Source organism: Burkholderia arboris, assembly GCF_902499125.1.
GTDB classification, from domain to species: domain Bacteria; phylum Pseudomonadota; class Gammaproteobacteria; order Burkholderiales; family Burkholderiaceae; genus Burkholderia; species Burkholderia arboris.
This window is the reverse complement of sequence record NZ_CABVPX010000033.1, coordinates 22,042-41,522: the sequence shown is the minus strand read 5'-3', so window position 1 is coordinate 41,522 and position 19,481 is coordinate 22,042. Positions and strand designations below refer to the sequence as shown.

The window sequence follows — 19,481 nt, the reverse complement described above, 5'->3', positions numbered from 1 at the left end:
GCCACTGTCTGCTGCCGTATGAAACAGCCGTCCGCCCTGTCTGCTCTCGTCGAAGCGTTGCGTGTGCTGCCCGGCGTCGGGCCGAAATCCGCACAGCGCATGGCGGTCCACCTGATGCAGCACGACCGCGAAGGCGCGGAACGGCTCGGCCGGTCGCTGTTGTTCGCGACCGAGCACCTGCAGCACTGCGAGAAGTGCAACACGTTCACCGAAGCGCAAATCTGCGAGGTCTGCAGCGACGAGGAGCGTGATCCGACGCTGCTGTGCGTCGTCGAAACGCCTGCCGACCAGATCATGCTCGAGCAGACGATGACGTACCGCGGGCTGTATTTCGTGCTGATGGGGCGGCTGAGCCCGCTCGACGGAATCGGCCCGAAGGAAATCCATTTCGATCGCCTCGTGCGGCGTGCGTCCGACGGCATCGTCAAGGAGGTCGTGCTCGCGACCAACTTCACGAACGAAGGCGAAGCCACCGCGCATTACCTCGGCCAGACGCTGAAGGCACGCGGCCTTGCGGTCACGCGCCTCGCGCGCGGCGTGCCGGTGGGCGGCGAGCTCGAGTACGTCGACGCGGGCACCATCGCCCGTGCAATGCTCGATCGCCGCACGATGTAAGCCGGGCGCCGCCTGCCGGCGGCGCCGTTCCTCATGCCAGGGAGACACATGAGCACCAGCCAGGGCCCGCTCGCGGGCGTCAAAGTGCTCGAATTCGGAACGCTGATCGCGGGGCCGTTCGCGTCGCGGCTGTTCGCCGAATTCGGCGCGGAAGTGATCAAGATCGAGGATCCGAACGGCGGCGACCCGCTGCGCAAGTGGCGCAAGCTCCACCCGGAGCAGGGCGGCACGTCGCTGTGGTGGTCCGTCCAGGCGCGCAACAAGAAATCGGTCACGCTCAACCTGAAAGCCGATGCCGGCAAGGCGATCGCGCGGCAGCTCGCGAGCGAGGCTGACATCGTGATCGAGAACTTCCGTCCGGGGCTGCTCGAAAAACTCGGGCTCGGCTACGACGTGCTGTCCGCCGACAATCCGGGCCTCGTGATGGTGCGTCTGTCCGGCTACGGACAGACGGGCCCGTATCGCGACCGGCCCGGCTTCGGCGCGATTGCCGAATCGATGGGCGGGCTGCGTCACATCACCGGCTACCCCGATCTGCCGCCGCCGCGCATCGGCATCTCGATCGGCGATTCGATCGCCGCGCTGATGGCGCTCCATCACCGCAAGGTCAACGGCGGCGCGGGGCAGGTGGTCGACGTTGCGCTGTATGAAGCCGTCTTCAACATGATGGAAAGCGTGGTGCCCGAATACGGCGTGTACGGGATGGTGCGCGAGCGCACCGGCGCGTCGCTGCCGGGCATCGTGCCGTCGAATACCTACGCGTGCCGCGACGGCAGCATCGTGATCGGCGGCAACAGCGATCCGATCTTCAAGCGGCTGATGAAGGCGATCGAGCGCGACGACCTCGCCGACGATCCCGCGCTCGCGCAAAACGACGGGCGCGTGCCGCGCACGCAGGAGATCGACGACGCGATCGCCGCATGGCTCGCGCCGCGCACGATCGACGAGGCGCTCGTCGTGCTCAACGCGGCCGACGTGCCGGCCGGGCGCATCTACAGCGCCGCCGACATGTTCACCGATCCGCAGTTCGTCGCGCGCCAGATGATCCAGCGTTTCAAGCTGGCCGACGGCACCGACATCCCGCTGCCGAACATCACGCCGAAGCTGTCGGACACGCCGGGCGAAACGCGCTGGCTCGGGCCCGAACTCGGCGAGCACACGGACGAAGTGCTGCGCGGCCTCGGTTACGACGCGCAGGCGATTGCCGCACTGCGAGAAGCGGGCGCGATCTAGGGGAAGCCCGGGGCGCTGTTGCTTCGCGCCAGGTCCCCGGCGGGACTTCCTTCGAGGCGGAAAACCCGGGGCGGCCCCGCGTTTTCCCGAGCAGGCGGAAAGCCGCTGCGCCATGCGGCGGCGCACCGTGCGCGCATGCGCGCACCCGTCCTTTCGCGGCCGCCGGACTGTCGCTCTCGCGCCATCTTTCCTCGGTTACAATCGCCGGATGCGAATCCTACTCAGCAACGACGACGGCTATCTCGCCCCCGGTCTCGCCGCGCTCAGCGAAGCGCTGCGGCCGGTGGCCGAACTCACTGTGATCGCGCCCGAGCAGAACTGCAGCGGCGCGTCGAATTCCCTCACGTTGTCGCGGCCGCTGTCGGTGCAGCGCGCAGCGGGTACGGGTTTCTTCTACGTGAACGGCACGCCGACCGATTCGGTGCACGTCGCGCTGACGGGGATGGCCGATGCGCGGCCGGATCTCGTCGTTTCCGGGATCAACAACGGCCAGAACATGGGCGAAGACACGCTCTATTCAGGGACAGTTGCAGCCGCCACCGAAGGCATCATGTTCGGCGTGCCGGCCATTGCATTCTCGCTGGCCGACAAGGGCTGGGCCCATCTGGCGGACGCCGCGCGCGTCGCCGCGGAGATCGTCGAGCACTACCTCGCGCATCCGCTGGCGGGCAACCCGCTGCTGAACGTCAATATTCCGAACCTGCCGTACGACGAGCTGAAGGGCTGGAAGGTCACGCGTCTCGGCAAGCGTCATCCGTCGCAGCCGGTGATTCGCCAGACCGACCCGCGCGGCGAACCGATCTACTGGATCGGCGCAGCGGGCGCGGCGCTGGACGCGAGCGACGGCACCGATTTCCACGCCGTCGCAAACGGTTTCGTGTCGATCACGCCGCTGCAGCTCGACCTCACGCATACGCAGATGCTGCCCGCGACGCGCGAATGGGCGCGCGCCGGAGGACGGGCTTCATGAGCGGCGAGCGCGCGAAGCGGTTCCCGCTCGCGCTCGAAGATCTTAAGCGAGCGCCACGCAAATCGGAAGGTCGGGCCGGTGAACGCCATGCGGCGGTCGCGGTGTCGAAGGCTGCCGACAAGCCGGCTGCCGTGCTGAAACCGGTTGCGGTGAAGCCCGTTGCCGCGCGCTCGCCGTTGCCCGGTCCCGCCACGGCGAAGCCCGCGACGGCACCGAAGCCGACTGCGCTGAAGCCCGCGATGCCGAAACCGGCTGCGCCGAGCGTCGCGCCGGCCGGCGCGTTCGCGCTCACGTCGGAACGCGTGCGCGAGCGGATGGTCGAACGCCTGCGCGCGAACGGCGTGACCGACGCGCGCGTGCTGGACGCGATGGCCGCGGTGCCGCGCCACCTGTTCGTGGATCCGGGGCTCGCGACGCAGGCCTACGAGGATTCGGCGTTGCCGATCGGCCACCAGCAAACCATTTCCAAGCCGTCGGTTGTCGCGCGCATGATCGAGCTCGCGATGGCCGGCCGCACACTCGAGCGCGTGCTCGAGCGCGTGCTCGAGATCGGCACGGGCTGCGGCTATCAGGCCGCCGTGCTGAGCCACGTGGCACGCGACGTGTATTCGATTGAACGCATCAAGCCGCTTTATGAGCGCGCGAAGCTGAACCTGCGGCCGCTGCGCGTGCCGAACATCCGTCTGCACTACGGCGACGGGCGTGTCGGTCTGCCGTCCGCAGCCCCGTTCGACGCGATCGTGATCGCGGCGGCTGGGCTCGACGTGCCACAGGCGCTGCTCGAGCAGCTCGCGATCGGCGGGCGGCTCGTCGCGCCGGTCGGCGCGCAAAGTGGGCAGCATCAGGTGCTCACGCTCGTCGAGCGCGTCGCGCACGCGCAATGGCGAGAGTCCCGGCTTGATCGCGTTTTCTTTGTCCCTTTAAAATCCGGAGTGATTTGAAACCGATGAGTATGTTGCGCGCGATGCAAAACAACCGATCCAGGGAACCGCTCACGCTCGCCCAGCGCGCGATCTGTGTGGCTGCGTTCTCCACGCTACTGGCCGCCTGTGCGACGCGGCTCGACAACGCGCCCGTCGTCGATCGCTCCGGCTCGCTCGGCACGACCGCCGCCGCGCAGCCCGCGGTGCCGCTCGGCCCGCCGCCCCCCGGCTTCTACCGTGTGAAGCCGGGCGACACGCTGTACCGGATTGCGCTCGAGAACGGGCAGAACTATCGCGACATCGCGACGTGGAACAATCTGGCGAACCCGAACCAGATCGAAGTCGACCAGTTGCTGCGCGTGGCGCCGCCGGGCGGCGCTGCGGTTGCGGGCGCACCGGCTACCGCGCCGATCGCGGGTGCCGCGGTGGCGACCGCGCCGCTGAGCAGCGGTCCGGCAACGCCGGCCGCCGGCACGTCGTCGGCACTTGCCGCCACGCCGCCGGCTGCGGCAACCGGGTCGAGCGATACGGCGGCTGCCCCGAGCGGCCCCGTGACGTTCGCGTGGCCCGCGCGCGGGCCCGTGCTGAACGGGTTCGACGACGCGAAGAACAAGGGCGTCAATATCGGCGGCACGGCCGGCGAGACCGTGAAGGCGGCAGCGGACGGCCGTGTCGTTTACTCCGGCAATGGCCTGCGTGGTTACGGCAACCTCATTATCATCAAACACGATGCAACTTACCTCACGGCGTATGCACACAATCGCGCTTTGATGGTAAAAGAGGGGGACGCGGTAACGAAGGGGCAGAAGATCGCCGAGATGGGTAACAGCGATGCCGACCGCGTGATGCTGCATTTCGAGGTTCGCCGGCAGGGTAAACCTGTCGATCCGCTGAAGTATTTGCCGCCTCAATAACCGAGACGACCATGCCGAAATCGAAGCGCCACGAGCCGCAAGCCGAGTCTGAGAAGATCAGTCGTGCCACGCAAGCATCGGTGGGGCGATCGGGTGCTTCGACGGACGACGAAGACGACGTCGCGGAAAACGAACGTGATCTCGAGGCACGTGACGCCGAGTCGGACGCGGACGGTGGCGACGACGAGCGCGAAGGGCGTTCGGAAGCAGCGCCCGACGTCGACGATTTCCGCACGATCCTGCAAGCCGAGCTCACGGCCGACACGATTCAGCATTACCTGAACCGGATCAGCGTGAAGCCGCTGCTGACCGTCGAGGAAGAGCAGCGCTATTCCCGCCTCGCGAAGGCCGGCGAATTCGAGGCCCGGCAGGTGATGATCGAGCGCAACCTGCGTCTCGTCGTCAGCATCGCGAAGGGGTACCTGAACCGCGGCGTGCCGCTGCTCGACCTGATCGAGGAGGGTAACCTCGGCTTGATGCACGCGATCGAGAAATTCGACCCGACGCGCGGTTTCCGTTTCTCGACCTACGCGACATGGTGGATCCGGCAGAGCATCGAGCGGGCGATCATGAACCAGGCCCGCACGGTGCGCCTGCCCGTGCACGTGATCCGCGAACTGAACCAGGTGCTGCGCGCGAAGCGCCACCTCGAAAAGAATTCGATGTCGACGGGCGAGGCGGCCGAGCGCCGCGAAGCCAGTATCGACGATATCGCCTATCTCACCGGCAAGACCGCCGAGGAAGTCACCGACATCCTTGCGCTCAACGAACACACGGCGTCGCTCGACGCGCCGCTCGATCTCGATCCCGCGAGCAGCCTGCTCGACCTGTTGCCCGACGACCAGAGCCAGTCGCCCGACGCCGAGGTGCAGCACCGCGAGCTCGAAACGCTGACGCGCGCGTGGCTGTCGCGGCTGTCCGACAAGCACCGGCACGTGATCGAGCGCCGCTTCGGCCTGAACCACATCGAACCGGCGACGCTCGAGGAGCTGGCCGACGAGATGGGGCTCACGCGCGAGCGCGTGCGGCAGATCCAGCAGGAAGCGCTGGTGCGCCTCAAGCGGTTCTTTGCCTCCAACGGCGTGCGCAAGGACGCCGTTCTGTAACTGATGACTCCGATTCTCGTTTTTGACATCGAGACGATTCCCGATGTCGACGGCATTCGCCGTCTGGAAGACCTGCCTGCGACGCTCGACGATGCCGCGGTGGCCGAACACGCGTTCGCCGCGCGCCGCGAGAAGACCGGCGGCGATTTCCTGCCGCACCACCTGCAGCGGATCGCGGCGATCTCGTGCGTGTTCCGCGACAACAACGGCTTTCGCGTGCGCTCGCTCGGGACGCCGCAGGACAACGAAGCGACGCTGATCCAGTCGTTTTACCGCGTGATCGAGAAATACACACCGCAGCTCGTGTCGTGGAACGGCGGCGGCTTCGATCTGCCGGTGCTGCATTACCGCGCGCTCGTGCACGGCATTCCCGCGACCCGCTACTGGGATCTCGGCGAGGACGACCGCGAATTCAAGTGGAACAACTACATCTCGCGCTATCACTCGCGGCATACCGACCTGATGGACGTGCTCGCGATGTATCATGCGCGCGCAAATGCGCCGCTCGACGCGCTGGCGAAGCTGTGCGGCTTCCCGGGCAAGCTCGGGATGGACGGCAGCCAGGTGTGGCCGGCGTTCCGGGATGGCCGGATCGACGAAATCCGCAACTATTGCGAAACCGACGTCGTCAACACCTACCTGCTGTACTGCCGGTTCCAGTTGATGCGCGGCGGCCTGACGCCGAGCGAGTACGCGGACGAGATCCTGATCGTGAAGAACGCGCTCGCGCTGGAGCCGGCGCCGCACTGGGCCGAGTACCTGGCCGGCTTCGACGCGTAGCGCGGGCGGCCCGCGCCGCAACCGGCGCGATCAGGCCAGTTCGAGCAGCACCGGCTGGTGATCCGACGCGCGCACGTCGCCGTCGATCTCGCAGCGGATGACGCGCGGCAGCAGCGTGTCGGTCACGAACACGAAGTCGCACGCGAGCGGCCCTTCCGACCATTGCACCGTATCGTGGACGCCGGCCGTCGGCGGCGGCGTGCGGCCCGGGTGTCGTGCGACCCACGCGTCGACGAAGCGCGGCGCGTCGGCGATCGGCGCCAGGAAGCGCCGGTACGCATCGCTGTCGAATGCGCTATTGAAATCGCCGCAGACGATCGCATCGCGCGGCTGGCCGGTCGCGCTGAACGGCCCCTCGGCGGTCTCGGCGGGCGCCGGGCATGCCGCGTGCGCGCAGGCCTCGCGATGCCGGTCGCGCAGCGCGCCGACCTGCGCAAGCCGCTGGCGCGCCGAGTAATACTCCAGATGCGTGGTGACCACGCGCAACAGCCCGAACGGCGCCTGCACCTCGACGTCGAGCGCGACGCGCGGCATCGACGGCGCGCCGGCGTCGGCCGGCCACGGCAGCAACTGGCGCAGCACGCGTCCGGCCGGCAGCCGCGTCGCGATCGCGTTGCCGAACTGGCGGCGCGGAGCGCCCGGTTCGATCGCCGGCAAGTCGGCGCCGATCGCTTCGATGATCGTGTAGCCGGGCAGCCGCGCCGCGAGTTCGGCGAACTGGTCGGGGCCGGGGCCGCCGGGCAGCGCGCCGAAGCCGCGCGTGACTTCCTGCAGGCACAGCACGTCGAAATCGCCGAGGCGCTGGATCGCCGAGACGGTTCGGGAAAGGTCGACGATGCCGTCCGCGTCCCGACCCCATTGGATGTTCCAGTCGATCAGTCGCATGGTCGAATCTCCTGTCGGGCGGATGCGGGCCCGAGGGCTTGCCCCGGCCGGTTCCGCGGCATGCCGGGGCGGGCGCCTCCCGAAGTCGCGTGAACGGCCGTGCGAGCGCCACGCAGGGCCGTCCATGCGCAAGTGTCGCCGCTTGCCCGATCCAAAGCGCGCGATACGGGCCTGCGTCGTCTACAATCTCGCCTTCTTCAACGTTTGTCAGGAAAAGCTGGTGTCCGAAGCCGTCCCCACTTCTGCGCGCAAATCGAAAAATGCGCCCGTCGCGCCCGGGCCCGCCCCGGTTCTCGAGATCGAATCGCTCGACATGGAAGCGCGCGGTGTCGGCCGCACGATCACCGAGGACGGCGAGCCGGGCAAGGTCATCTTCGTCGAAGGCGCGTTGCCGGGCGAGCGCGTGACCTATTCGAGCTACCGCCGCAAGCCCAGCTACGAGCAGGCGACGGTTGTCGACATTCTGCGCCCGAGCGTGATGCGCACGCAGCCGAAATGCAAGTTCTTCGGCACCTGCGGCGGCTGCTCGATGCAGCATCTCGACATGCGCGCGCAGGTGGCGGTCAAGCAGCGTGTGCTCGAGGACAACCTGTGGCACCTGGCGAAGCTGCGCGCGGAAACGATGTTCGCGCCGATCCACGGCCCGTCGTGGGGTTATCGCTATCGTGCGCGCCTGACCGTGCGCAACGTGGCGAAGAAGGGCGGCGTGCTGGTCGGCTTCCACGAGAAGAAGAGCAGCTATGTTGCCGACATGACGAGCTGCGAAGTGTTGCCGCCGCACGTGTCGGCGATGCTGGTGCCGCTGCGCCGGCTCGTCGAAGGGCTGTCGATCCGCGATCGCATGCCGCAGATCGAACTCGCGGTCGGCTCGGACGTCACGGCGCTCGTGCTGCGCGTGCTGGAGCCGATCAACGCGGACGACGAAGCGCTGCTGCGTGCGTTCGCCGACGAGCACAAGGTGCAGTTCTGGCTGCAGCCGAAGGGCCCGGACACGGTGACGCCGTTCTACCCGCTCGACGTATCGCTCGACTACACGCTGCCGGAATTCGGCATCCGCATGCCGTTCAAGCCGACCGACTTCACGCAGGTCAATCACCAGATCAACCGCGTGCTGGTGGGCCGCGCGCTACGCCTGCTCGCGCCGTCGCGCGACGACCGCGTGCTCGACCTGTTCTGCGGGATCGGCAACTTCACGCTGCCGCTCGCGCGGCTGTCGCGCGAAGTGATGGGCATCGAGGGTAGCGACACGCTGACGACGCGCGCGCTGGCGAATGCGCGCGAGAACGGTGTCGACGGCCACACGACGTTCGCCTGCCGGAACCTGTTCGAAGTGACGGGCGACGACCTGCGCGCGCTCGGCGCCTTCGACAAGTTCCTGATCGACCCGCCGCGCGAAGGCGCGCTCGCGGTGTCGAAGGCGCTGGCCGAGATCGCGCAGAGCGGCGAAGGCCCGCTGCCGAAGCGGATCGTCTACGTGTCGTGCAACCCGTCGACGCTCGCGCGCGACGCGGGCCTGCTCGTGCACGAGGCCGGTTACCGGCTCAAGGGTGCCGGTGTCGTCAACATGTTCCCGAATACGTCGCACGTCGAATCGATCGCGCTGTTCGAGCGCGACTGAGCCGGGCGGCGGACGTAAAAAAACCGGCCCGAGGGCCGGTTTTTTCTTGAGGCGTGACGAGCGTCAGTTGCGGTTGCCGCCGAAGATGCCGAGCAGGGCAAGCAGGTTCGTGAACACGTTGTACAGGTCGAGGTAGATCGCGAGCGTGGCCGAGATGTAGTTCGTCTCGCCGCCGTTCACGACGCGCTGGACGTCGAACAGCATGTAGGCCGAGAAGATCGCGATTGCGAGCACCGACACGGTGAGCATCAGCGCCGGCAGCTGCAGGAAGATGTTCGCGACCGAGGCGAGCAGGATCACGATCACGCCCATGAACAGCCACTTGCCGAGACCCGAGAAATCGCGCTTGCTGACGGTGGCGATCGTTGCCATCGCGGCGAAGATGATGCCGGTGCCGCCGAACGCGAGCATGATCAGCGACGGGCCGTTCGAGAAGCCGAGGATGAAGCTCAGCAGCCGCGACAGCATCAGGCCCATGAAGAACGTGAAGCCGAGCAGCACGAACACGCCGGCCGCGCTGTTTTTCGTCCGCTCGATCGCGAACATGAAGCCGAATGCGATCGCGAAGAATGCGAGCAGGCTCATCATCGGGCTCGTGGCCGCGAACAGCGAGAAGCCCGTCGCGACGCCGACCCAGGCGCCCAGCACGGTCGGGACCATCGATAGCGCGAGCAGCCAGTACGTGTTCCGCAGCACGCGGTTGCGAACCTCGGCGGTGCTGACGGAACCGCCGCGGCCGAAATTGTACGGATAGTCGTTCATGGTTTCTCCTAACATTGAACGCGTGGGCGTCCGGGGCCGGTTCGGCACACGCGGTGTGCGGCGCAGCAAACCGGAGCAGCTATGGCTAAGATACGTTCCGTGCCGGGAGGTTTCAATGGCCGTGCGGCACAAAACATATGGATTCTGAACCTTTCATTCGTGTAAGGGTTCAATCGCAATGATACACGGGATCGTGCTACAATAGCGGATTCATTTGAACCTGTAACTTCTTAATTTTTTGGAGTTTTTATGGCAATCGAGCGCACCCTGTCGATCATCAAGCCGGATGCGGTGGCAAAGAACGTGATCGGCCAGATCTACAGCCGTTTCGAAGGCGCCGGCCTGAAGATCATCGCATCGCGCATGGCGCACCTGTCGCGCGCTGACGCAGAGAAGTTCTACGCGGTTCACGCTGCACGTCCGTTCTTCAAGGACCTCGTCGATTTCATGATCTCGGGCCCGGTGATGATCCAGGTCCTGGAAGGTGAAGGCGCGATCCTGAAGAACCGCGACCTGATGGGCGCAACGGATCCGAAGAAGGCAGAAAAGGGCACGATCCGCGCCGATTTCGCCGACAGCATCGACGCGAACGCGGTGCACGGCTCGGACGCGGCTGAAACGGCAGCGGTCGAAGTCGCTTTCTTCTTCCCGGAAATGAACGTTTACTCGCGTTAAGCCCTGGCTGACAGCAAGTAGGCCGGATTCAGCGCACGCGGCAAGGCAGCACATCATGACGAGCGAAACTTCCGTCAATCTTCTCGACTTCGATGCCGAGGGTCTTGTCGCGTACTGCGGCAGCCTTGGCGAGAAGCCGTTCCGCGCCAAGCAGTTGCAGCGCTGGATCCACCAGTACAACGCCGGCGATTTCGACGGCATGACCGATCTTGCGAAGTCCCTGAGAGAAAAGCTCAAGGGCCGCGCATCGATCGTGATGCCCGATATCGCCAGCGATCACGTTTCCACCGACGGCACGCGCAAGTGGCTGATCGACGTCGGAAACGGCAATGCGGTCGAAACCGTGTTCATCCCGGAAGAAACGCGCGGCACGCTGTGCGTGTCGTCGCAGGCCGGGTGCGCGGTCAACTGCCGCTTCTGTTCGACGGGCAAGCAGGGCTTTTCCCGCAACCTGTCGACAGCCGAAATCATCGGCCAGCTCCGCATGGCCGAATTTGCATTGCGAGCGTCGCTGGGCCGCGCGCCCGGTCCGAACGGCAAGGCCGAACGGGTCGTCACCAACGTGGTGATGATGGGCATGGGCGAGCCGCTCCTGAACTACAGCGCGGTCGTGCCCGCGATGCGGCTGATGCTCGACGACAACGCGTACGGCCTGTCGCGCCGCCGCGTCACGCTGTCCACGTCGGGCGTGGTGCCGATGATGGACCGCCTCGGCGCCGAGCTGCCGGTCGCGCTGGCCGTTTCGCTGCACGCGCCGAACGACGCGCTGCGCGACGAGCTGGTGCCGCTCAACAAGAAGTATCCGCTGCGCGAACTGATGGCTGCGTGCCAGCGTTATCTGAAAGTCGCGCCGCGCGACTTCATCACTTTCGAATACTGCATGCTCGACGGCGTCAACGACACCGAAGCGCATGCGCGCGAACTGCTGGCCGTCACGCGCGACGTGCCGTGCAAGTTCAACCTGATCCCGTTCAATCCGTTTCCGGAATCGGGCCTCATCCGCTCGAAGCCGGAGCAGATCAAGCGTTTTGCACAGGTCCTCATCGACGCGGGTGTCGTCACGACCGTGCGCAAGACGCGCGGCGACGACATCGACGCTGCGTGCGGCCAGCTGGCCGGCGCCGTGAAGGACCGCACGCGCCTCGCGGAACGAACGGGCGCAGCAGGAAAAATCATCGAAGTTCGGGCGGTTTGACGGGGATGCCCGAACCTTTTGGCGGTACAGCACGCGAATAGCGATCGGTCGCGGCGCCTCGGCGCCGCGCATGGTATGAACAGTTGCGGACGCGGGCCGGCGGGAGCCGGCGGCGGCCGCCAGTGAAGAAGAATCGACGCGAGGACAAGGATGAGTGAGCCGCAGCCGACTAACGGCGCAGAGACGAATGCCGCGAAGCCGGCACCGGCGGGACTGGAATCGCTGGCGGCGGTCGGCAGCCGGCTGGCGCAGCTTCGGGAGACGAAGGGCTGGTCGGTCGACGACGTATCGGCGCGACTCAAGGTCGCACCGCAGAAGCTCCGGGCACTCGAGGCCGGCGACATCAGCCATTTGCCCGGTGTGACGTTCGCGCTCGGTGTCGTGCGCAGTTACGCGAAGATGCTCGGCGTCGATCCGGAGCCGTTCGCGCAGGCGCTGCGCCGTGAGCGCGGGGTGCCGGAAGTCGATCTGTCGATGCCCGCGTCGTCGGGGACGGATCTGCCGCGCGGCCGCGTGTCGATTCCGCTGGGCGGTTCGTCGCGCCACCATCCGTGGCTGTGGGGAACGGCGATCGTCGTCGTCGCGGTGGTCGCCGTACTGATGTGGCACACTGGCGGCGATTCGTCGAGCCTGCTCGCGCGCTTCAAGGGCGGCGATACGGAGCACGCGTCGGCCGCGAGTGCGTCGGCGGCATCCTCGTCGTCGGTCGAAGAGGCTGCCTCGAGCGGCGCATCGGCTGTCACCGCCAATGAGGTTCCGGCCCCGGCGGCCGCTTCGGCCGCCCCGGCGGTGCAGGCGATTGCATCCGCTGTCCCGGCGCCCGTGGCGCCGGTTGCGGCTGCTGCTGCGTCGCAGCCCGTCGTGGCAACGACGGCGGCAAGCGCTGCCGCGCCGGCCCAGCCGGCGAGCGTCGTGGCCGCGGCAGGCCAGTCGATGGTCGAACTGAAGGTCAAGCAGGATTGCTGGTTCAGCGTGCGCGACAAGAACGGCAAGGAGCTGTTCTCGGCGATGGTGCGGGCCGGCGAAACGAAGCAGGTCGCCGGCGACGGGCCGTTCAAGGTCACGATCGGCAACAAGGCAGGCCTCGACGCAGTCGCGTTCGACGGAAAACCTGTCGATCCGGCAAAATATTCGGCAGCGCGGGGTAATGTGGCACGGTTCACGTTGCCCTGACGTCAAGCGCCGTGGCGAAGGCCTGTCGTCGATATCGGCAGGCCGTGCGGGCACGGCGCTTTTTCAATTCATGCGCCGCGTCGCGGCGCATTCCGCGTAAATGGATCTATCGATGCAATCCGAAGCTCAATCCCCACGCAGCAGTCAGATTTGTTCAACCGAGCCGGTGTTCGGCGGGCATCAGCCGCGCCGCGTATCGCATGCGGTGGATGTCCGCTGGGGCGGGCAGCTCGTGACGATCGGCGGCGACGCGCCGGTGCGCGTGCAGTCGATGACGAATACCGACACGGCCGACGCGATCGGCACGGCGATCCAGATCAAGGAACTCGCGAACGCAGGCTCCGAACTGGTGCGCATCACGGTCAACACGCCCGAGGCCGCGGCCGCCGTGCCGGCGATCCGCGAGCAGCTCGACCGGATGGGCGTGACCGTGCCGCTGGTCGGCGATTTCCACTACAACGGCCACCTGCTGCTGCGCGATTACCCGGGCTGCGCGGAAGCGCTGTCGAAGTACCGGATCAACCCGGGTAACGTCGGCCAGGGCGCGAAACGCGATACGCAGTTCGCGCTGATGATCGAGGCCGCGGCCAAATACGACAAGGTCGTGCGAATCGGCGTGAACTGGGGCAGCCTCGACCAGGACCTGCTCGCGCGCATGATGGACGAGAACGGTGCGCGTGCGCAGCCGTGGGGCGCGCAAAGCGTGATGTACGAAGCGCTGATCCAGTCGGCGATCGGCTCGGCCGAACGTGCGGTCGAACTCGGCCTCGGCCGCGACCGCATCGTGCTGTCGTGCAAGGTCAGCGGCGTGCAGGACCTGATCGCCGTGTACCGCGAGCTCGGCCGCCGCTGCGGCTTTGCGCTGCACCTCGGGCTGACCGAGGCCGGCATGGGCTCGAAGGGCATCGTCGCATCGACGGCCGCGCTCGGCGTGCTGCTGCAGGAAGGGATCGGCGACACGATCCGCATCTCGCTGACGCCGGAGCCGGGCGCGTCGCGCACGGGTGAAGTGATCGTCGGCCAGGAAATCCTGCAAACGATGGGCCTGCGCTCGTTCGCGCCGATGGTGATCGCGTGCCCGGGCTGCGGCCGCACGACGAGCACGCTGTTCCAGGAACTCGCGATGCAGATCCAGACCTACCTGCGCGAGCAGATGCCGGTCTGGCGCAAGGAATATCCGGGCGTCGAGAAGATGAACGTCGCGGTGATGGGCTGTATCGTCAACGGCCCGGGCGAATCGAAGCACGCGAACATCGGCATCAGCCTGCCGGGTTCGGGCGAGAACCCGGCCGCCCCCGTCTTCATCGACGGCGAGAAGGTCAAGACGCTGCGCGGCGAGCGGATCGCCGAGGAATTCCAGCAGATCGTCAGCGACTACGTCGCACGCAATTACGGCCGCACCGAGGCCCTGAACTAATTCGTCCACACACACGAACGATGACTGAACAGAAACGCAAGATCGAGAAGCTCACCGGCGTCAAAGGCATGAACGACATCCTTCCGCAGGATGCCGGCCTGTGGGAATTCTTCGAAGCTACCGTGAAATCGCTGCTGCGCGCGTACGGCTACCAGAACATCCGCACGCCGATCGTCGAACACACGCAGCTCTTCACGCGCGGCATCGGCGAAGTCACCGACATCGTCGAGAAGGAGATGTACAGCTTCACCGACGCGCTGAACGGCGAGAACCTGACGATGCGCCCGGAAAACACCGCGGCCGTCGTGCGCGCGTCGATCGAGCACAACATGCTGTACGACGGCCCGAAGCGCCTGTGGTACATCGGCCCGATGTTCCGTCACGAGCGTCCGCAGCGCGGCCGCTATCGCCAGTTCCACCAGGTCGGCGTCGAGGCGCTCGGCTTCGCGGGCCCCGATGCGGATGCCGAGATCATCATGATGTGCCAGCGCCTGTGGGACGACCTCGGCCTGACCGGCATCAAGCTCGAGATCAACTCGCTCGGCCTCGCCGAAGAGCGCGCCGCACACCGCGTCGAGCTGATCAAGTACCTCGAGCAGTTCGCCGACGTGCTCGACGAGGACGCCAAGCGCCGTCTGTATACGAATCCGCTGCGCGTGCTCGACACGAAGAATCCCGCGCTGCAGGAAATCGCGCAGAACGCGCCGAAGCTGATCGACTTCCTCGGTGAAGAATCGCGCGCGCACTTCGAAGGGCTGCAGCGCCTGCTGCTCGCGAACAACATTCCGTTCAAGATCAACCCGCGTCTCGTGCGCGGCCTCGATTACTACAACCTGACCGTGTTCGAGTGGGTGACCGACAAGCTCGGCGCGCAGGGCACGGTTGCGGCCGGCGGCCGCTACGATCCGCTGATCGAGCAGCTCGGCGGCAAGCCGACCGCCGCGTGCGGCTGGGCGATGGGCATCGAGCGCATCCTCGAGCTGCTGAAGGAAGAGGATCTCGCACCCGAGCAGGAAGGTGTCGACGTGTACGTCGTGCACCAGGGCGACACGGCGCGCGAACAGGCGTTCATCGCGGCCGAGCGCCTGCGCGATACGGGCCTCGACGTGATCTTCCACTGCAGCGCCGACGGCGCGACGGCGAGCTTCAAGTCGCAGATGAAGCGGGCCGACGCAAGCGGCGCCGCGTTCGCGGTGATCTTCGGCGAAGAAGAGGTCGCGAACGGCACGGTGGGCGTGAAAGCGTTGCGCGGTGCGGGTGCGGAAGGGGAAAAGAACGTTCAGCAGACCGTACCGGTCGAAAGCTTGACCGAATTCCTAATCAATGCGATGGTTGCATCCGCCGAAGACGGCGACGACTGATCGCGCTGGCATCCGCTCGACAAGAAAAGCCTGAACAGGAAGGAATCGCTCGCCGATGAGTTATCACGACGAACAAGAATCGATTGAAAGTCTCAAGGCGTGGTGGGCCCGCTGGGGCAACCTCACCACGTGGATCGTGCTCGCGGCGCTCGTCGTCGCGGCCGGTTTCAACGGCTGGAACTACTGGCAGCGCCGTCAGGCCGCCGAGGCGTCCGGGCTGTACGAGCAGGTTCAGAAGGCCGCCGCCGCGAACGACAAGGCGACGATGGCCCGCGCGGCCGGCGACATGGAAGACAAGTTCGGCAGCACGCCGTATGCGCAGATGACGGCGCTCGCGGCCGCGAAGACGCTGTATGCGGCCGGCGACACCGCAGGCGCGAAGGCGCAGCTGCAATGGGCCGTCGATCACGCCAAGGACGACGAGTACAAGCAGATCGCGAAGCTGCGTCTCGCGTCGCTGCTGCTCGACGAAAAGGCGTACGACGCGGGCCTCGCGCTGCTGTCGGGTACGACGGTCGATGCATTCAAGGGCCTCGTGGCCGATCGTCGCGGCGATCTGCTGGCTGCGCAAGGCAAGACCGACGATGCGCGCGCCGCTTACAAGCTCGCACTCGACGGCCTGTCGAAGGACGACCAGTCTGCGCGCCAGCTCGTGCAGTTCAAGCTGGACGCGCTCGGCGGCTGACTCCCGGTCCCCTCAACCTCTTAACTCTGCTTCGCTAACCGATGAATTTGCTGAAACGTTACGCTGTGCCCGTTGCCTGCGCGGCGGCTGTCCTCGCTTTGGCGGCCTGCTCGTCGTCGAAGGACGCGCGCCGCGTGCCGACGCCGCTCACCGAGTTCAAGCCCGTCATGGACGTGCAACAGGTCTGGAAGGCGAGCGTCGGCAAGGGTGGGCGCTACCTGTTCTCGCCGGTGGCCGTGGGCGACGCCGTCTTTGCTGCGGGCGAAAACGGTTCGGTCGAGAAGATCGATGCGAAGACGGGCCAGACCATCTGGCGCTCGAAGGTCGGTTCGGACCTGTCGGCCGGTGTCGGCAGCGACGGCAACCTGACCGCGGTCGGCGCACTGAAGGGCGGTGTGTTCGTGCTGGGCCCGGACGGCAAGCAACTGTGGAAGACGGCAGTGCAGGGCGAGATCTTCTCGCCGCCGCTCGTCGGCAACGGCCTCGTGGTCGTCCGCACGATCGACGGCCAGGTGATCGCGTTCAACGCGCAGACGGGCGAACAGAAGTGGAACTACCGCAACCGTGCGGTGCCGCTGAATCTGCGCGTGTCGGCCGGCATGACGTTCGCGGGGGATGCGGCCGTGCTGGCAGGCTTCCCGGGCGGCGGTCTCGTTGCGATCAACCTGCAGACGGGCGAGCCGTTCTGGCAGACCCCGGTGTCGTTCCCGAAGGGCGTGACCGAGGTCGAGCGCATCAATGATGTCAGCGGCCCGCCGACGCTCGTGGGTGCGGAAGCCTGCGCGGTGACGTTCCAGGGTCAGCTCGGCTGCTTCGATGCGAACTCGGGCCGTGCGCTGTGGGAAAAGCCGTTCTCGAGCCGCAGCGGTCTCGCTCAGGACGATTCGGTGGTCGCCGGCGGCGACGACTGGTCGGTCGTGACCGCGTACGACGCGGCCTCGGGCAACCAGCTGTGGCGCAACGACAAGCTGAAGAGCCGTGACGTCGGCGTGCCGTACCTGCTCGGGCACGCGGTCGTGATGGGCGATTACAAGGGCTTCGTGCACTTCCTGTCGCGCGAAGACGGCAGCTTCATCGCCCGGATGAAGACCGACGGCAGCGCGATTGCAGCGGCGCCGGTCCTCGCGGGCAATACGCTCGTGGTGCAGACGAAGGACGGCGGCCTGTACGGGTTCCGTCCGCGCTGACGCGCAGGAAAAACAGGTGCGGCCGGGGCGCGGCGGGCTTGTCCCGCGCGCCCCGGCCGTGCAGCATGAGGGCGGCCGGTGTTCCCGGCCGCTCGGTATTTGAAAGGCAGTTCGAGACGAAAGACGACGGCGCGCAACGCGCGCCGGGCGCGCGCATCCGAGGCGGCGCGAATTCGTGATATTTTCATTCAGCGCAGCCGCCCGCAGCAGCGGGCCTCCCGCTGCTGCGCTTCACCGTAGAAAACACAGATGAAACCGGTCATTGCCCTCGTTGGGCGCCCCAATGTGGGGAAATCCACGCTGTTCAACCGGCTCACGCGTTCGCGCGATGCGCTGGTCGCCGACTTGCCGGGCCTGACGCGCGATCGCCATTACGGCGAAGGGCGCGTCGGCGAACGCCCGTACCTGGTCGTCGATACGGGCGGCTTCGAACCCGTCGCGAAGGACGGCATCCTGCACGAAATGGCGCGCCAGACGCGGCAGGCCGTCGAGGAAGCCGACATCGTCGTCTTCATCGTCGACGGCCGCAACGGGCTCGCGCCGCAGGACAAGTCGATCGCCGACTACCTGCGCAAGACCGGCCGGCCGATCTTCCTCGTCGTCAACAAGGCCGAGGGGATGAAGTACACGTCGGTCGCGGCCGACTTCTACGAGCTCGGGCTCGGCGACCCGCGCGCGATTTCGGCCGCGCACGGCGACGGCGTGACCGACATGATCAACGAGGCGCTGGAGGTTGCTTACGCCGACCGCCCGGAGGAAGAGGACGAGAACGACCCGTCGCGCGGCATCAAGATCGCGATCGTCGGCCGTCCGAACGTCGGCAAGTCGACGCTCGTGAACGCGCTGATCGGCGAGGATCGCGTGATCGCATTCGACATGCCGGGTACGACGCGCGATTCGATCTACGTCGACTTCGAACGTAACGGCAAGAAATACACGCTGATCGACACGGCCGGCCTGCGGCGTCGCGGCAAGGTGTTCGAGGCGATCGAGAAGTTCTCGGTGGTGAAGACGCTGCAGTCGATCTCCGATGCGAACGTCGTCATTCTTCTGCTGGATGCGCAGCAGGATATTTCGGACCAGGACGCGCACATTGCCGGCTTCGTCGTCGAGCAGGGCCGTGCGCTCGTGATCGGCGTCAACAAGTGGGACGGTCTCGACGAACACGCGCGCGACCGCGCGAAAGCGGATTTGACCCGCAAGCTGAAATTCCTCGACTTCGCGAAGTCGCACTTCATTTCGGCTGCGAAGAAGACGGGCATTGGCGCGCTGATGCGCTCGGTTGATGACGCGTACGCAGCGGCGATGGCGAAGCTGCCGACGCCGAAGCTCACGCGCGCGCTGATCGAGGCCGTCGAATTCCAGCAGCCGCGCCGTCGCGGCCCGGTGCGTCCGAAGCTGCGCTACGCGCACCAGGGCGGCCAGAATCCGCCGCTGATCGTCATCCACGGCAACGCGCTCGACGCGGTCACGGAAACCTACAAACGCTACCTCGAAAACCGGTTCCGCGAAACTTTCTCGCTGACCGGGACTCCATTGCGCATAGAGTTCCGTTCGTCGAACAACCCGTACGCGGACAAGGGCTGAAGCACGCCCCGCAAGGGTAGGCCGCAAGGCCTACGCCCCGGGCGGGGCAGGCAAAATCGGCTATAGTGTAGCGATTGGCGCCGGATCTCTTTTTCTTCGCCGCCAATCCAGATCAACCTGCAAAAAAAGATGGAGTACGCCATGAGCAACAAAGGGCAATTGTTACAAGACCCGTTTTTGAACGCACTGCGCAAAGAGCACGTTCCCGTTTCGATCTACCTCGTCAACGGCATCAAGCTTCAAGGGAACATTGAATCGTTCGACCAGTACGTCGTGTTGCTCCGTAATACGGTGACCCAGATGGTCTACAAGCACGCCATCTCGACGGTCGTGCCGGCGCGTCCGGTGAATTTCCACCCGGACGCGGAAGCCACCACGTCCTAACCTATCGCAGC

Annotated in this window: 19 protein-coding genes; 17 read left to right on the top strand and 2 right to left on the bottom strand. The window is 66.3% G+C overall.

Translation table 11 applies throughout. The features are described 5' to 3' along the window. Positions 1-18 precede the first annotated feature (18 nt). The 7 genes from recR to BLA15945_RS30285 all read left to right on the top strand — a co-directional run bounded on the left by recR (position 19) and on the right by BLA15945_RS30285 (position 6,541). The gene (recR, locus tag BLA15945_RS30315; protein ID WP_034181272.1) at positions 19-615 is read left to right on the top strand and encodes a recombination mediator RecR; all 597 of its coding nucleotides are present in this window, start codon (positions 19-21) and stop codon (positions 613-615) included. Positions 616-663: 48 nt separating this feature from the next. Then, the gene (locus tag BLA15945_RS30310) at positions 664-1,848 is read left to right on the top strand and encodes a CaiB/BaiF CoA transferase family protein (protein ID WP_174994125.1); all 1,185 of its coding nucleotides are present in this window, start codon (positions 664-666) and stop codon (positions 1,846-1,848) included. A 208-nt stretch (positions 1,849-2,056) separates the two neighbouring features. After that, positions 2,057-2,818 carry a 5'/3'-nucleotidase SurE gene (gene surE / locus BLA15945_RS30305; RefSeq protein WP_174994124.1) on the top strand — a complete coding sequence of 254 codons (762 nt, stop codon included), beginning with the start codon at positions 2,057-2,059 and terminating at the stop codon, positions 2,816-2,818. Next, a complete protein-coding gene (locus BLA15945_RS30300; protein ID WP_174994123.1) occupies positions 2,815-3,759 on the top strand; it encodes a protein-L-isoaspartate(D-aspartate) O-methyltransferase in 945 nt (314 codons plus the stop codon). The genes surE and BLA15945_RS30300 overlap by 4 nt, the downstream gene beginning before the upstream one ends. Positions 3,760-3,764: 5 nt before the next feature. After that, entirely contained in the window at positions 3,765-4,655 is an 891-nt protein-coding gene (locus BLA15945_RS30295; protein WP_174994122.1) for a peptidoglycan DD-metalloendopeptidase family protein, read from the top strand. A gap of 11 nt (positions 4,656-4,666) precedes the next feature. After that, positions 4,667-5,761: an RNA polymerase sigma factor RpoS gene (gene rpoS, locus BLA15945_RS30290; protein ID WP_059234006.1), complete on the top strand. Its 1,095-nt coding sequence runs from the start codon at positions 4,667-4,669 to the stop codon at positions 5,759-5,761. 3 nt (positions 5,762-5,764) lie between these two features. After that, positions 5,765-6,541 carry a 3'-5' exonuclease gene (locus BLA15945_RS30285; RefSeq protein WP_174994121.1) on the top strand — a complete coding sequence of 259 codons (777 nt, stop codon included), beginning with the start codon at positions 5,765-5,767 and terminating at the stop codon, positions 6,539-6,541. 30 nt (positions 6,542-6,571) lie between these two features. Here the strand turns inward: BLA15945_RS30285 and BLA15945_RS30280 are convergent, their stop codons facing one another. Continuing rightward, positions 6,572-7,426: an endonuclease/exonuclease/phosphatase family protein gene (locus BLA15945_RS30280; RefSeq protein WP_174994120.1), complete on the bottom strand. Its 855-nt coding sequence runs from the start codon at positions 7,424-7,426 to the stop codon at positions 6,572-6,574. A gap of 220 nt (positions 7,427-7,646) precedes the next feature. On the opposite strand from BLA15945_RS30280, the gene rlmD reads away from it, so the two are divergent. Continuing rightward, positions 7,647-9,044 (top strand): 23S rRNA (uracil(1939)-C(5))-methyltransferase RlmD, encoded by a 1,398-nt coding sequence (gene rlmD / locus BLA15945_RS30275; RefSeq protein WP_059234009.1) that lies wholly within the window; start codon positions 7,647-7,649, stop codon positions 9,042-9,044. A gap of 63 nt (positions 9,045-9,107) precedes the next feature. On the opposite strand, the gene BLA15945_RS30270 is transcribed toward rlmD, so the two are convergent. Further along, on the bottom strand, positions 9,108-9,806 hold the full coding sequence (locus BLA15945_RS30270; protein ID WP_006761414.1) for a Bax inhibitor-1/YccA family protein: 699 nt from the start codon (positions 9,804-9,806) through the stop codon (positions 9,108-9,110). 249 nt (positions 9,807-10,055) lie between these two features. Here BLA15945_RS30270 and ndk point away from each other — a divergent pair, with 249 nt between their 5' ends. From ndk to hfq, 9 genes are all read left to right on the top strand, one after another. Then, the gene (gene ndk, locus BLA15945_RS30265; RefSeq protein ID WP_017332230.1) at positions 10,056-10,481 is read left to right on the top strand and encodes a nucleoside-diphosphate kinase; all 426 of its coding nucleotides are present in this window, start codon (positions 10,056-10,058) and stop codon (positions 10,479-10,481) included. A gap of 55 nt (positions 10,482-10,536) precedes the next feature. Next, on the top strand, positions 10,537-11,676 hold the full coding sequence (rlmN, locus tag BLA15945_RS30260; protein ID WP_011549686.1) for a 23S rRNA (adenine(2503)-C(2))-methyltransferase RlmN: 1,140 nt from the start codon (positions 10,537-10,539) through the stop codon (positions 11,674-11,676). Positions 11,677-11,826: 150 nt separating this feature from the next. Continuing rightward, entirely contained in the window at positions 11,827-12,849 is a 1,023-nt protein-coding gene (locus tag BLA15945_RS30255; protein ID WP_174994119.1) for a helix-turn-helix domain-containing protein, read from the top strand. A 112-nt stretch (positions 12,850-12,961) separates the two neighbouring features. Then, positions 12,962-14,266, top strand: coding sequence for a flavodoxin-dependent (E)-4-hydroxy-3-methylbut-2-enyl-diphosphate synthase (ispG, locus tag BLA15945_RS30250; protein ID WP_059236726.1), 1,305 nt, complete (start codon positions 12,962-12,964; stop codon positions 14,264-14,266). Positions 14,267-14,286: 20 nt separating this feature from the next. Continuing rightward, positions 14,287-15,627 (top strand): histidine--tRNA ligase, encoded by a 1,341-nt coding sequence (gene hisS, locus BLA15945_RS30245; RefSeq protein ID WP_059234012.1) that lies wholly within the window; start codon positions 14,287-14,289, stop codon positions 15,625-15,627. A 55-nt stretch (positions 15,628-15,682) separates the two neighbouring features. Beyond that, complete coding sequence (locus BLA15945_RS30240; RefSeq protein ID WP_059234013.1) at positions 15,683-16,312, top strand: tetratricopeptide repeat protein; 630 nt, start codon at positions 15,683-15,685, stop codon at positions 16,310-16,312. Between the two features lie 41 nt (positions 16,313-16,353). After that, positions 16,354-17,499, top strand: a complete 1,146-nt coding sequence (gene bamB / locus BLA15945_RS30235) for an outer membrane protein assembly factor BamB (RefSeq protein WP_059234014.1) — start codon at positions 16,354-16,356, stop codon at positions 17,497-17,499. A gap of 249 nt (positions 17,500-17,748) precedes the next feature. Continuing rightward, positions 17,749-19,086, top strand: a complete 1,338-nt coding sequence (der, locus tag BLA15945_RS30230; protein ID WP_059234015.1) for a ribosome biogenesis GTPase Der — start codon at positions 17,749-17,751, stop codon at positions 19,084-19,086. Positions 19,087-19,227: 141 nt separating this feature from the next. Further along, positions 19,228-19,470: an RNA chaperone Hfq gene (hfq, locus tag BLA15945_RS30225; protein WP_006754897.1), complete on the top strand. Its 243-nt coding sequence runs from the start codon at positions 19,228-19,230 to the stop codon at positions 19,468-19,470. Positions 19,471-19,481 lie beyond the last annotated feature (11 nt).

Coding starts and splice junctions, on each gene's coding strand:
- recR (WP_034181272.1), top strand. CDS start 19: ATGAAACAGCCGTCCGCCCTGTCTGCTCTCGTCGAAGCGTTGCGTGTG.
- BLA15945_RS30310 (WP_174994125.1), top strand. CDS start 664: ATGAGCACCAGCCAGGGCCCGCTCGCGGGCGTCAAAGTGCTCGAATTC.
- surE (WP_174994124.1), top strand. CDS start 2,057: ATGCGAATCCTACTCAGCAACGACGACGGCTATCTCGCCCCCGGTCTC.
- BLA15945_RS30300 (WP_174994123.1), top strand. CDS start 2,815: ATGAGCGGCGAGCGCGCGAAGCGGTTCCCGCTCGCGCTCGAAGATCTT.
- BLA15945_RS30295 (WP_174994122.1), top strand. CDS start 3,765: ATGAGTATGTTGCGCGCGATGCAAAACAACCGATCCAGGGAACCGCTC.
- rpoS (WP_059234006.1), top strand. CDS start 4,667: ATGCCGAAATCGAAGCGCCACGAGCCGCAAGCCGAGTCTGAGAAGATC.
- BLA15945_RS30285 (WP_174994121.1), top strand. CDS start 5,765: ATGACTCCGATTCTCGTTTTTGACATCGAGACGATTCCCGATGTCGAC.
- BLA15945_RS30280 (WP_174994120.1), bottom strand. CDS start 7,426: ATGCGACTGATCGACTGGAACATCCAATGGGGTCGGGACGCGGACGGC.
- BLA15945_RS30270 (WP_006761414.1), bottom strand. CDS start 9,806: ATGAACGACTATCCGTACAATTTCGGCCGCGGCGGTTCCGTCAGCACC.
- ndk (WP_017332230.1), top strand. CDS start 10,056: ATGGCAATCGAGCGCACCCTGTCGATCATCAAGCCGGATGCGGTGGCA.
- rlmN (WP_011549686.1), top strand. CDS start 10,537: ATGACGAGCGAAACTTCCGTCAATCTTCTCGACTTCGATGCCGAGGGT.
- BLA15945_RS30255 (WP_174994119.1), top strand. CDS start 11,827: ATGAGTGAGCCGCAGCCGACTAACGGCGCAGAGACGAATGCCGCGAAG.
- ispG (WP_059236726.1), top strand. CDS start 12,962: ATGCAATCCGAAGCTCAATCCCCACGCAGCAGTCAGATTTGTTCAACC.
- hisS (WP_059234012.1), top strand. CDS start 14,287: ATGACTGAACAGAAACGCAAGATCGAGAAGCTCACCGGCGTCAAAGGC.
- BLA15945_RS30240 (WP_059234013.1), top strand. CDS start 15,683: ATGAGTTATCACGACGAACAAGAATCGATTGAAAGTCTCAAGGCGTGG.
- bamB (WP_059234014.1), top strand. CDS start 16,354: ATGAATTTGCTGAAACGTTACGCTGTGCCCGTTGCCTGCGCGGCGGCT.
- der (WP_059234015.1), top strand. CDS start 17,749: ATGAAACCGGTCATTGCCCTCGTTGGGCGCCCCAATGTGGGGAAATCC.
- hfq (WP_006754897.1), top strand. CDS start 19,228: ATGAGCAACAAAGGGCAATTGTTACAAGACCCGTTTTTGAACGCACTG.